Origin of the sequence: Mycobacterium sp. 94-17 (assembly GCF_035617725.1) — a bacterium.
Classification (GTDB): domain Bacteria; phylum Actinomycetota; class Actinomycetes; order Mycobacteriales; family Mycobacteriaceae; genus Mycobacterium.
The window spans coordinates 61033-72707 of sequence record NZ_JAPIYN010000026.1; the positions used below are offsets into that span (position 1 = coordinate 61033).

13 protein-coding genes and 1 tRNA gene are annotated in these 11675 nt (G+C 68.9%); 10 read left to right on the forward strand and 4 right to left on the reverse strand.

The features are described from left to right. Positions 1–30 precede the first annotated feature (30 nt). From rpmF to OQ789_RS23240, 5 genes are all read left to right on the forward strand, one after another. On the forward strand, positions 31–204 hold the full coding sequence (gene rpmF, locus OQ789_RS23220) for a 50S ribosomal protein L32 (RefSeq protein WP_003872812.1): 174 nt from the start codon (positions 31–33) through the stop codon (positions 202–204). A gap of 114 nt (positions 205–318) precedes the next feature. After that, on the forward strand, positions 319–1005 hold the full coding sequence (gene mprA, locus OQ789_RS23225) for a two-component system response regulator MprA (RefSeq protein ID WP_324688524.1): 687 nt from the start codon (positions 319–321) through the stop codon (positions 1003–1005). Between the two features lie 16 nt (positions 1006–1021). Continuing rightward, the gene (locus tag OQ789_RS23230) at positions 1022–2593 is read left to right on the forward strand and encodes a HAMP domain-containing sensor histidine kinase (RefSeq protein WP_324688525.1); all 1572 of its coding nucleotides are present in this window, start codon (positions 1022–1024) and stop codon (positions 2591–2593) included. A 72-nt stretch (positions 2594–2665) separates the two neighbouring features. After that, a complete protein-coding gene (locus OQ789_RS23235) occupies positions 2666–4192 on the forward strand; it encodes a S1C family serine protease (RefSeq protein ID WP_324688526.1) in 1527 nt (508 codons plus the stop codon). A gap of 59 nt (positions 4193–4251) precedes the next feature. Next, positions 4252–4749: a MogA/MoaB family molybdenum cofactor biosynthesis protein gene (locus OQ789_RS23240; RefSeq protein WP_324688527.1), complete on the forward strand. Its 498-nt coding sequence runs from the start codon at positions 4252–4254 to the stop codon at positions 4747–4749. A gap of 12 nt (positions 4750–4761) precedes the next feature. Here the strand turns inward: OQ789_RS23240 and mscL are convergent, their stop codons facing one another. From mscL to OQ789_RS23260, 4 genes are all read right to left on the reverse strand, one after another. Beyond that, positions 4762–5220, reverse strand: a complete 459-nt coding sequence (gene mscL, locus OQ789_RS23245) for a large-conductance mechanosensitive channel protein MscL (protein ID WP_324688528.1) — start codon at positions 5218–5220, stop codon at positions 4762–4764. Positions 5221–5287: 67 nt separating this feature from the next. Next, positions 5288–5968 (reverse strand): SAF domain-containing protein, encoded by a 681-nt coding sequence (locus tag OQ789_RS23250; protein ID WP_324688529.1) that lies wholly within the window; start codon positions 5966–5968, stop codon positions 5288–5290. Positions 5969–6032: 64 nt separating this feature from the next. Beyond that, positions 6033–6398, reverse strand: a complete 366-nt coding sequence (locus OQ789_RS23255) for an FmdB family zinc ribbon protein (protein ID WP_324688530.1) — start codon at positions 6396–6398, stop codon at positions 6033–6035. 89 nt (positions 6399–6487) lie between these two features. Continuing rightward, the gene (locus OQ789_RS23260; RefSeq protein ID WP_324688531.1) at positions 6488–7087 is read right to left on the reverse strand and encodes a 5-formyltetrahydrofolate cyclo-ligase; all 600 of its coding nucleotides are present in this window, start codon (positions 7085–7087) and stop codon (positions 6488–6490) included. Positions 7088–7163: 76 nt separating this feature from the next. Here OQ789_RS23260 and OQ789_RS23265 point away from each other — a divergent pair, with 76 nt between their 5' ends. From OQ789_RS23265 to OQ789_RS23285, 5 genes are all read left to right on the forward strand, one after another. Beyond that, complete coding sequence (locus OQ789_RS23265; RefSeq protein WP_324688532.1) at positions 7164–8075, forward strand: UTP--glucose-1-phosphate uridylyltransferase; 912 nt, start codon at positions 7164–7166, stop codon at positions 8073–8075. Positions 8076–8213: 138 nt separating this feature from the next. Further along, complete coding sequence (gene glp, locus OQ789_RS23270; RefSeq protein WP_324688533.1) at positions 8214–9503, forward strand: gephyrin-like molybdotransferase Glp; 1290 nt, start codon at positions 8214–8216, stop codon at positions 9501–9503. A 20-nt stretch (positions 9504–9523) separates the two neighbouring features. After that, positions 9524–10177, forward strand: coding sequence for a GNAT family protein (locus tag OQ789_RS23275; RefSeq protein WP_324688534.1), 654 nt, complete (start codon positions 9524–9526; stop codon positions 10175–10177). Positions 10178–10368: 191 nt separating this feature from the next. Then, positions 10369–11430, forward strand: a complete 1062-nt coding sequence (gene glpR, locus OQ789_RS23280) for a gephyrin-like molybdotransferase receptor GlpR (RefSeq protein WP_324688535.1) — start codon at positions 10369–10371, stop codon at positions 11428–11430. Positions 11431–11480: 50 nt separating this feature from the next. Beyond that, a tRNA-Ala gene (locus OQ789_RS23285) sits at positions 11481–11553 on the forward strand. Positions 11554–11675 lie beyond the last annotated feature (122 nt).

Below are 11675 nucleotides of genomic sequence, written 5' to 3' on the forward strand. Positions count from 1 at the left end.
CCGAAGCAACACGAGGAGTTAGGCCCGACCATGGCCGTACCCAAGCGCAGAATGTCGCGCGCGAACACCCGTAGCCGGCGCGCGCAGTGGAAGGCCGAGAAGACCGAACTCGTCGGTGTGACGGTCGCAGGTCAGCGCCACAAAGTGCCCCGCAGGCTGCTCAAGGCGGCCCGCCTCGGTCTGATCGACCTCGACCGCCGCTAGTCCCGATGGCGGCGGCCCGCTGCGCCCGGCTTCGCCGCGCTGGCGACCGCCGCTAGCCCCTCGCGCGGCGCGCCTCTCAGGTCCGTCTCAGGCGGTGGGACGAAACTAGGGGCCGTGCGAATACTGGTCGTCGACGATGACCGCGCAGTGCGCGAGTCGTTACGTAGGTCGTTGTCCTTCAACGGGTACTCCGTGGAGTTGGCCCACGACGGGGTCGAAGCCCTGGAATTGATATCGCGCGAGCGCCCCGACGCGCTCGTCCTGGATGTGATGATGCCGCGCCTCGACGGCCTCGAGGTGTGCCGTCAGCTCCGCAGTACGGGTGACGACCTGCCGATCCTGGTGCTCACGGCGCGCGATTCGGTGTCCGAGCGGGTCGCCGGGCTGGATGCCGGCGCCGACGACTACCTGCCGAAGCCGTTCGCGCTGGAAGAGCTGCTGGCCCGGATGCGCGCGCTGCTGCGCCGCACCAAGCCGGAGGACGACGCCGAATCGGTCGCGATGACGTTCTCCGACCTGACGCTGGACCCGGTGACCCGCGAGGTCACCCGCGGACAGCGCGGGATCAGCCTGACCCGCACCGAATTCGCGCTGCTGGAAATGCTGATCGCCAATCCGCGCCGGGTGCTCACTCGCAGCCGCATCCTCGAGGAGGTCTGGGGATTCGACTTTCCCACCTCCGGCAATGCGTTAGAGGTGTATGTCGGATACCTACGGCGCAAAACCGAAGCCGCCGGGGAACCGCGGCTGATCCACACCGTGCGCGGCGTGGGTTACGTGCTGCGGGAGACACCCCCGTGACGATGCGGGCCGCTGGATGATCCGGTTTCCCCGGCCCCAACGTCCACCCCTGCGCCCGCCGCTGCGCGCGACGCCATCCCTGTCGCTGCGGTGGCGGGTGATGCTGCTGGCGATGTCGATGGTCGCCATGGTGGTCGTGCTGATGGCGTTCGCCGTGTACGCCGTGATCTCGGCCGCGCTCTACAGCGACATCGACAACCAGCTGCAAAGCCGGGCGCAACTGCTGATCGCGAGCGGTTCACTGGCCGCTGACCCCGGCAAGGCCATCGAAGGCACCGCCTACTCCGACGTCAACGCGATGCTGGTGAACCCCGGTCACGCCATCTACACCGCCCAGCAGCCGGGTCAGACCCTGCCGGTCGGCCCGCCGGAGAAAGCGGTGATCCACGGCGACTTGTTCATGTCCCGGCGCACCGCCGGTGATCAGCGAATCCTTGCCGTGCACCTGCAGAACGGCACGTCGTTGCTGATCTCCAAGAGCCTCAAGCCCACCGAGGCGGTGATGAACAGACTGCGCTGGGTGCTTTTGATCGTCGGCGGCGTCGGGGTGGCGGTTGCCGCGGTGGCGGGCGGCATGGTCACCAGGGCCGGGCTGCGCCCGGTGGCACGTCTGACCGAGGCGGCCGAGCGCGTGGCGCGCACCGACGACCTCCGACCCATCCCCGTGTTCGGTAGTGACGAATTGGCAAGGCTCACCGAGTCGTTCAACCTGATGCTGCGTGCGCTCGCCGAGTCCCGGGAGCGGCAGGCGCGGCTGGTCACCGACGCCGGGCATGAACTGCGCACGCCGCTGACGTCGCTGCGCACCAACGTCGAACTGCTGATGGCCGCGATGGAACCGGGGGCGCCGCGGCTGCCCGAGCAGGAGATGGTTGACCTGCGGGCCGACGTCATCGCGCAGATCGAGGAATTGTCGACGTTGGTCGGCGATTTGGTGGACCTCACCCGTGACGACGCCGGCCAGGTGGTGCACGAGTCCGTCGACATGTCTGAGGTCGTCGACCGCAGCCTGGAGCGAGTTCGCCGGCGGCGCAACGACATTCAGTTCGACGTCGACGTGACGCCGTGGCAGATGTTCGGCGACGCCGCCGGGTTGTCGCGGGCGGTGCTGAACCTGCTGGACAACGCGGCCAAGTGGAGCCCGCCCGGCGGCCATGTCGGTGTCACGATGCGTCAGCTCGACCACTCGCACGCCGAGTTAGTGATCGCCGACCATGGCTCCGGTATTCCGCCGCAGGAGCGCCGACTGGTGTTCGAGCGGTTCTATCGCTCGACCACGGCGCGCGCCATGCCGGGCTCGGGACTCGGGCTGGCGATCGTGAAGAAGGTGGTGCTCAACCACGGGGGGCTGCTGCGCGTCGAGGACACCGTTCCGGGCGGCCAGCCCCCGGGTACATCCTTCTATGTGCTGCTGCCCGGTCGGCCCCTGCCCGCCCCGGCGTACCCGCCCGCCGCCCCTGCTGAGCCGCAAATCGGCCAGGTAGACACCGCGACCGGCACCAACCAGGCGGTAGCCGGAGCTGAGGCGAACTCTCGGGATTCAGCGAACGTTGTCTCAGTGGACTCTCAGTCCGCGCGGGCAAAGTAGGTCTGCGGCTACTGTTGAACGCAGCCGTCGACTTGCCGACACACTGAGATAGAGGAAGAGCGACTTAGCGACATGACGAATGACCCGAGGTATTCGCCACCGCCGCAGCAGCCGGGATACCCCCCCGCGCCGAATCAGGCTGCGCCCCTCCCGAGCCATGCGGCGTCCTCCGGTTACGCCCCGGGACAACAGCAGCCGTACCACCCGCAGTATGACTGGCGCTACCGGTCGCAGCCCTCGTCGTCGCCGACGACGCAGTTCCGTCCGCCCTACGAGCCCTTCGGCAACACCGGGCCGGGCCGGATCCCGGGGGGCACCGGCGCGGGCCCGATACCGCGAGGCACCGGCGTGGGCCCAATTCCGGGCATGCCGCCGGGAATGCCCGCCCCGCCCGAACCCCAAAAGCGTTCTCGCACAGGCTTGTTGGTCGTCGGCGCGCTGGCCGTCGCGGTGGTGTCGGCCGGCATCGGCGGCGCCGCAGCGACGGCCGTCGAACTCGGTACGCACACAACCGGCAACGGCGGCGGCCGAGTGATCGGTGCCGCGCCCAGCGTCCCTGCCGCGAACATGCCGCCCGGCAGCGTCGAAGGTGTCGCCGCGAAGGTGGTGCCGAGCGTGGTGATGCTCGAGACCGACATGGGGCGGCAGTCCGAAGAGGGCTCCGGCATCGTCTTGTCCACCGACGGGCTCATCCTGACGAACAACCACGTGATCGCGGCCGCGGCAAGTCCGCCCAAGGGGCCCGGAGGCGCTTCCGGAGCCCCGCCCCCTGCTGCTCCCGCGCCCCCAAGCGGGCCGGGTGGCCCCGGCGGTGCCGGTGGCGGCGGCCCGGCGCCCAAGACGACGGTGACCTTCTCTGACGGTCGCACCGCACCCTTCACGGTCGTCGGCGCAGACCCCACCAGCGATATTGCCGTGATTCGCGTGCAGGGCATGTCCGGGCTCACCCCGATCTCGCTGGGCTCGTCGTCCGACCTGCGGGTCGGTCAGCCGGTCGTCGCGATCGGGTCGCCGTTGGGTCTGTCGGGCACGGTGACCACCGGCATCGTCAGCGCACTGAACCGGCCGGTGTCCACCACCGGCGAGTCGGGCAACCAGAACACCGTGCTGGATGCGATCCAGACTGACGCCGCGATCAATCCGGGTAACTCCGGGGGCGCGCTGGTCAACATGAACGGCCAGTTGGTGGGCGTCAACTCGGCGATAGCCACCTTGGGCGCCGACTCGCCGGACGCCCAGAGCGGTTCGATCGGTCTGGGCTTCGCGATCCCGGTCGATCAGGCCAAGCGTATCGCTGACGAGCTGATCGCCACCGGCAAGGCGTCGCACGCCTCGCTGGGCGTGCAGGTGATGAACGACAAGGGCACCCCCGGCGCCAAGGTCGTCGAGGTTGTCGCGGGCGGGGCGGCGGCATCCGCCGGGGTCCCGAAGAACGTGGTCGTCACCAAGGTCGACGATCGGCCGATCAACAGCGCCGACGCGTTGGTCGCGGCCGTGCGGTCCAGGGCGCCCGGCGACAAGATCACGCTGACGTTCCAGGATCCCGCGGGCGGCGGCAGTCGGACATTGCCGGTCACCCTGGGGAAGGCGGATCAGTAGTGAGAGTGGACGAACCCTCGGGGACGGGATTGTCTGAGCTCGGATATACGGTTGCACCCATGGAAACGGGTGCGGAATTGGTCGTGGGCCGGGCTCTGGTTGTGGTGGTCGACGACCGCACCGCGCACGGCGACGAGGACCATAGCGGTCCGCTGGTGACCGAACTGCTCACCGAGGCGGGATTCGTCGTCGACGGTGTGGTCGCGGTCGCCGCCGACGAGATCGAGATCCGCAACGCGCTCAACACCGCGGTGATCGGCGGGGTCGACCTGGTCGTCTCGGTCGGCGGGACGGGCGTCACACCGCGCGACGTCGCCCCGGAGGCCACCCGGGAGATCCTGGATCGCGAGATCCTGGGTATCGCGGAGGCCGTCCGCGCGTCGGGGCTGTCGGCGGGAATCATCGATGCCGGATTGTCACGCGGCCTGGCCGGGGTGTCCGGCAGCACGCTGGTGGTCAACCTGGCCGGCTCGCGCTACGCGGTGCGCGACGGGATGGCGACGCTGAATCCCTTGGCGGCCCAGATCATCGGGCAGTTGTCGAGCCTGGAGATTTAGACCGCGGGCTGACTATTTCGATTCGGCTTCCGCGCGCGGCCCGTAATCGGGTGGGGGCGTGGTGTGCACGTTCCCGTGCCTGCCAGACGAGTCGCCGTTGGTTTGGGCGAGCAGGTCGCGGATCTCCGTGAGCAGGACGACCTGCGCGTCTTCGGCCGGTTCTACCTCACCGCGCTTGCGCAGTGTGGTGAACGGCAGCACGACCAGGAAGTAGACGATCGCGGCGATGATCAGGAAGTTGATCGCGGCCGTTAAGACATTGTTCAGGTCGATGGTCTGACCGCCGCCGATGCCGATCCGGAGGATGCCGAGGTCGGATTTCTCGTTGACGCCGATGCGGTTGATCAAGGGTTTGATGATGCTGTCAGTGAACTGCGTGACCAGCGCGGTGAAAGCGGTACCGATGACCACCGCAGTAGACAGGTCGACGATGTTCCCCCGCGAGAGAAACTCCTTGAACCCTTTGAGCATTGGAGACGGCCTTTCTGCGACTGGACAGAGTTAGCTGTCGGCTGGCGGACCAACAACGGCCGAGTGCTCAGTGCAGGGTGAGCGTCACAGCCTGGCCCAACGCCGACCCCGCCACCGCGTTCGCCACACGAGCCGGCAGCGCAACCAACACTACGCGGTCGTGGTCGGCAGCCTGCATCTTTTCTTTGGCCGACACGAGCACCACCACGGCGTCGGTGGCCACAACTTTGGGGGCGGCGTGAGCGTCGTCCGGCGAGCTGGTGGCCGGCGCGGCGAGCACGTCGACCACGTCACCCACCCGCACCAGGTCGATCAACGCGCCGTCCGCCAGATGCAGCGGCACGATGCGTGCTCCCGGCCCGGCCTTCGACCCGACCGCGGCCTCCGCCAACCGGCTGCCCAACAACCGGACGTCGGTGAGCACCTCACCGCGCCGGGCCGGGCCGGCCAGCGTCGAACCCAGTACCGAGTGCAGGTCGGCCGATGCCCCATCGGGAACGGTTGCAGCCAAACGCTTTTCGAGCCGAACGTCGGCCGGAGTCAACGCAGCACCAGGAGTCAGGTCATGGTCGGCTACCACGACCTGCGCGTAGTCACCGGCGGGATTGGAACGCAAACTCGCGATGCCGGCCAGCACGACGAGCCCGCCCGCGGCGACTCGGCGCGCCAGCACGGTGCGCGTCCAGTCCGGGCGCAGCCACAGCGACAGCCTGCTCAACAGGCTTGGATTCAGCGAAGGTTCGCCCACGCCGCAACGGTAAGCGCAACCCGGTAGGCGGGCGCACGGCCGACAAGGCCGGTGTGGATAACCGTCAGCTGGTGGTGGCGGCGGCGGTGGACGTCGCGGCGCTGCTGCTGGACTTGTCGTTCGAGCTCGAGCCCGACTTCTCGCTCGAGCCGGAGCCAGAGCCGTTGGTACCGGAGCCGTTCGAGCCGGAGCCGTTGGATCCCGAATCGCTCGACGAGGAGCCGTTGCTCGAACTCGCCGCCTTCTTCCCGGACTCGCGGCTGTCGGTGCGGTAGAAGCCGCTGCCCTTGAACACCACTCCGACGGAGTTGAAGCGCTTGCGTAGCCGTCCCGAGCAGTGATTGCACGTGGTCAGGGCGTCGTCGGTGAAGGCCTGCACGATGTCGAAGCGATCGTCGCACTCGGTGCACTGATAGCTGTAAGTCGGCACGAAAAACCTCCGGATGATTGCAAACCTGGTTAGCACTCTAGCGTCTTAAGTGCTAGAACCGCCAGGTGACATGTCTCATTCCCGGGGCGTCAGCGCGGAACGAGATCGATCAACCCCTGTCGCGGCGTGAGCGCGTGGGTCATGGGGACGTCGTGCGGATCGGCCGGTAATTCGTCGAGCACTTCCGCGTCGCGGACGACCGCGATCAGCCGCGCGTGCGGGTCTCGGCCGCCCAGCGAACGATCGTAGAAGCCCCTGCCGCGGCCCAGCCGCACGCCGCGGCGGTCCACGGCCAGCGCGGGCACCAGCACGGCGGCTGCTTCCGCCAGGGCCGATGCCGGCAGCCACGGCTGCGGCGGCTCGAGCAACCCCCACCGCGCGGTGGTCAGCGTGCCGGGCCGGTATGCGCCCCAGGACAGCGGCAGCGGCGTGTTGTCGGCGGTGGTGCGCGCAACCGGCAACAGGACTCGCCCGGCGCTGTGCAGCAAGGTGTCGAGCATCTCGATCGACCCTGGCTCGGTGCCCACCGGCACGTAGGCGCAGACCGTTCCGGCCCCGGTCAGGACGCCGCCGAGGGCCCGCAGCCGCGCGCACAGCTGCCGCGTCTCGGCGGCACGAACGTCGTCGGGAACGTGACGCCGGGCGGCAAGCAACTGGTCGCGCAACGCGGCCTTGCTGGTGGTCGCCATGCGTCAACGATGACAGCCGGGCGGTCACACCCGCCACATCGCCTGGAGGCAATGGACGCGGGTTATCGTGTGAACGATGTCCAGCCGAAACGTGGTGGTGCCACGCACTGCGGTCGTGCCCGCCGCGGGTCTCGGTACCCGCTTCTTGCCGGCGACCAAAACCGTCCCCAAGGAGCTGCTGCCGGTGGTCGACACGCCCGGCATCGAGCTTGTCGCCGCCGAGGCGGCCGAGGCCGGCGCCGAGCGGCTGGTGATCATCACCTCGGAGGGCAAGGACGGCGTCGTCGCGCACTTCGTCGAAGACCTGGTGCTGGAAAGCACGTTGGAGCAGCGCGGCAAAACCGCGATGCTCGATAAGGTCCGGCGCGCGCCGCAGCTACTCAAGGTCGAGTCCGTGGTGCAGAGCGAACCGCTGGGCCTGGGCCACGCGATCGGCTGCGTGGAACCGCGGTTGGCTGACGACGAGGATGCCGTCGCGGTGTTGTTACCCGACGACCTGGTGCTGCCCACCGGGGTGCTCGGGACCATGTCGAAGGTGCGGGCCCACTACGGCGGCACGGTGTTGTGTGCCATCGAGGTGACGCCCGAAGAGATCGGCGCCTACGGCGTTTTCGATGTCGAGCCGCTGCCCGACGACGACGATCCGGACGTGCTGCGGGTCAAGAGCATGGTCGAGAAGCCGAAGGCCGAGGACGCGCCGTCGCTGTTCGCCGCGGCCGGCCGTTACGTGCTCGACCGCGCCGTCTTCGATGCGTTGCGCCGCATCGAGCGTGGGACCGGCGGCGAAGTACAGCTCACCGACGCGATCGCGTTGCTGATCTCGGAGGGCCATCCGGTGCACGTGGTCGTGCATCGCGGATCTCGACACGATTTGGGAAATCCTGGCGGCTACCTCAAGGCTGCGGTTGACTTTGCATTGGATCGTGACGACTACGGCCCGGATTTGCGGCAGTGGCTGGTGGCGCGATTGGGCCTGGCCGAGCGGTAGCCGGCCGGTAATCCGGCTGGCGGACGACGGCGGGCCCGCGGAAAGCGTGGCGGTCCCGGGCGGGGATGCCCCGCCTGCGCAGAGAGCGGGTCGCCCGAGACGTGGCGTCCGCCGGGTTTGAGGGCAGAGAGGCGCGCTGTGCGTTCGGTGGAAGAGCAGCAGGCCCGGATCACCGCGGCCGCGGTGGCGCCGAGGCCGATCCGTGTGGCGATCGCGGAGGCGCAGGGCTTGATGTGCGCCGAGGAAGTGGTGACCGAACGCCCGATGCCCGGCTTCGATCAGGCGGCGATCGATGGCTACGCCGTGCGCAGTGTCGACGTGCTCGGTGTCGGGGAGGTGGGCAGCGAGGGTCTGCCCGGACCGTTCGACGATTCCGGCGAGAACGAGGTGCGCGACGGCCTGGTGCTGCCGGTGATGGGGATCGTCGAGGCCGGGTCGCGCGCCCCCAGCCGGTTGCAGCCGCGCCAGGCCGTGCGCGTGCAGACCGGCGCCCCGTTGCCGACCCTGGCCGACGCGGTCCTGCCGTTGCGCTGGACCGACGGCGGGACACAGCGGGTGCGAATCCTGCGCGGCGCCCCGTCCGGCGCCTACGTGCGCCGCGCCGGCGACGACGTCCAGCCCGGTGACGTGGCGGTGCGGTCCGGGACGGTGATCGGTGCGGCGCAGGTCGGGCTGCTGGCCGCGGTCGGCCGCGAGAGGGTGCTGGTACACCCGCGGCCCCGGGTGACGATCATGGCTCTGGGCGGTGAACTGGTCGACATCTCACGCACCCCGGGCAACGGACAGGTCTACGACGTGAACTCCTACGCGCTGGCGGCCGCGGCCCGCGATGCCGGCGCAGAGGTCAACCGCGTCGGCATCGTCAGCGGCGGCGTCCGCGAGCTCCGCGAGATCGTCGAGGGGCAGATCAATCGCGCCGAGGTGATCGTGATCGCCGGTGCCGTCGGGGGCGCGGCGGCCGAGTCGGTGCGCCAGGTGCTCGCCGAGCTTGGCGAGATAGAGGTGGTACGCGTCGCCATGCATCCGGGATCCATCCAGGGTTTCGGGCAGCTGGGTCGTGAGGGGGTGCCGACGTTTCTGCTGCCGGCCAATCCGGTGAGCGCGCTGGTGGTCTTCGAGGTGATGGTCCGCCCCCTGATCCGGTTGTCGCTGGGCAAGCGTCAGCCGATGCGCCGCGTCGTGCAGGCGCGCACGCTGTCGCCCATCACGTCGGTGGCCGGGCGCAAGGGTTTCCTGCGCGGCCAATTGATGCGCGACCAGGAGAGCGGCGAGTACCTGGTGCAGGCGCTCGGCGGCGCCCCGGGCGCGTCGTCGCACCTGCTGGCCACCCTCGCCGAGGCGAACTGTCTGGTGGTGGTGCCCAGCGGCGCCGAGCAGATCCGCACCGGCGAGATCGTCGACGTCGCCTTCCTGGCCCAGCGCGGCTGAGCGAAACGACCGCACACACGGTGAACCTGTTGCGCTCCAATTCCCGCCATCCGGGTTGGCCCATGAGGGTTGGGCCACTGCGGGTACCTGCCGGAGTTGTACAACTGCGGCCGGTGCGGCTGCGCGACGGCGCCCAATGGAGCCGGATCCGGCTGGCCGATCGCGCGCATCTGGAACCGTGGGAGCCCAGTTCCGAGGGGGATTGGACGGCCCGTCATGCGGTGGCGGCCTGGCCGGCACTGTGTTCTGGTCTGCGCGCCGAGGCGCGGCAGGGGCGGATGCTGCCTTACGTCATCGAACTCGACGGCCGGTTCTGCGGCCAGCTGACCATCGGCAACGTGACGCATGGTGCGCTGCGGTCGGCGTGGATCGGCTACTGGGTGCCGCAGTCGGCCACCGGCGGCGGCGTGGCCACCGCCGCGCTGGCGCTGGGACTGGATCACTGCTTCGGCCCGGTGATGTTGCATCGGGTCGAGGCCACCGTGCGCCCGGAAAACGCCGCGAGCCGCGCGGTACTGGCAAAAGTCGGGTTTCGCCAGGAAGGCCTGCTGCAGCGCTACCTGGAAGTGGACAGGGCGTGGCGGGATCACCTGCTGATGGCCATCACGGTCGAGGAGGTGACCGGATCGGTGGTATCCACGCTGGTCCGTGCGGGTAACGCCAGCTGGGCGTGAGCACTCCCCGGGCAGGGAGGGCTCGCCGAGAGTCCGAATCGTTGCCGTTCTGGGACCTGCGCGACACGAGTGACTCATGGTGCTTGTGAGAGGCAAATTACAGGTGTGTAATTGTCCTGGTCACGTAGACCCGGCCGCGCCGGCCACCTAGGGCTTTCGCGGAGCACGGACACCGAAGAGAGCAGGTCCTCATGCCAAGCATCCCGCAGTCACTGTTGTGGATATCGCTCGTGGTGCTGTGGCTGTTTGTTTTGGTGCCGATGCTCGTGAGCAAGCGCGACGCGGTGCGGCGCACCAGCGACGTGGCCCTGGCGACCCGGGTGCTCAACGGCGGGGGCAACTCCCGGCTGATCAAACGCAGTGGTCCGGCCGCCGGGCATCGCAGCGACCCCGATTGGGCACCACCGCAAGACTCGGCCGACACCGACCTCGAAGACGAGCACGACCTCGCTGACGATGAGGGCCGCGACCACGAGGCCGACGACGACGCCGACACCGACGAGCTGAGCCGCCGGCGGCCAGTGGTGATGAGGATGGCCGTCGCCGAGCCCACCGAGCCCGACTACCTCGACGTCGACGTCGTCGAGGATTCCCACGTACTTCCGGTGGGCGCCGGCAATTCTGACGTCGAGGCGGAGACGGCCGATATCGAAGCCGCCGACGACGACGAGGTGGACACCGAGGCCGTCGCGAAACGTGACGGCGAGGACGAGGTCGAGGACGGCTACGAGTACGTCGAGGACTCGTCCGGATTGGAACCGGCGGCCGAGGAGGCCGACGACGAGGCGGCCGCGCCGATGCCGCGCAACGCCTCGCGGCGGCGCCGGTTCGACAACAAGACCGCCGCCGCGGTGAGCGCCCGCAAGTACGCCTTCCGCAAGAAGGTGCTGGTCCTGATGGCGGTGATCCTGGTCGGCTCGGCCACCGCGGCCTTCAAGATCTCGCCGAATGCCTGGTGGGTGTGCGGCAGTGCTACCGCCATCACGCTGCTGTACCTCGGTTACCTGCGGCGCCAGACGCGCATCGAGGCGCGGGTGCGTCACCGTCGGATGAAGAGGATGGCGCGCGCCCGACTCGGGGTGGAGAACGCATACGACCGCGACTACGACGTGGTGCCGGCGCGGCTGCGGCGCCCGGGTGCGGTGGTCCTCGAGATCGACGACGAAGACCCCATCTTCGAGCACCTGGACTACGCGATGGCGATGCGGACCTTCGGCTGGCCCAGGGACTTGCCGCGCGCCGTCGGCGAATAGTCCTTGCAGTTCGGCGGTTAGAGCCGCGGCTGGTAGCCTGCTAGCGGTCAGGGGCTATGGCGCAGTTGGTAGCGCGACTCGTTCGCATCGAGTAGGTCAGGGGTTCGATTCCCCTTAGCTCCACCCTTAGCTCCACACCCTTAGCTCCACAGAAATCCGCAGATAAGTGGCTCTTCGGATCTTGCCGGGGTGCTGTGTTCATCGGACGACGATGGATGTGAGGACCCGCCAGTTGGGCTTGCCGG

Coding starts and splice junctions, on each gene's coding strand:
- rpmF (WP_003872812.1), top strand. CDS start 31: ATGGCCGTACCCAAGCGCAGAATGTCGCGCGCGAACACCCGTAGCCGG.
- OQ789_RS23230 (WP_324688525.1), top strand. CDS start 1,022: ATGATCCGGTTTCCCCGGCCCCAACGTCCACCCCTGCGCCCGCCGCTG.
- OQ789_RS23235 (WP_324688526.1), top strand. CDS start 2,666: ATGACGAATGACCCGAGGTATTCGCCACCGCCGCAGCAGCCGGGATAC.
- OQ789_RS23240 (WP_324688527.1), top strand. CDS start 4,252: ATGGAAACGGGTGCGGAATTGGTCGTGGGCCGGGCTCTGGTTGTGGTG.
- mscL (WP_324688528.1), bottom strand. CDS start 5,220: ATGCTCAAAGGGTTCAAGGAGTTTCTCTCGCGGGGGAACATCGTCGAC.
- OQ789_RS23260 (WP_324688531.1), bottom strand. CDS start 7,087: ATGGCGACCACCAGCAAGGCCGCGTTGCGCGACCAGTTGCTTGCCGCC.
- OQ789_RS23265 (WP_324688532.1), top strand. CDS start 7,164: ATGTCCAGCCGAAACGTGGTGGTGCCACGCACTGCGGTCGTGCCCGCC.
- glpR (WP_324688535.1), top strand. CDS start 10,369: ATGCCAAGCATCCCGCAGTCACTGTTGTGGATATCGCTCGTGGTGCTG.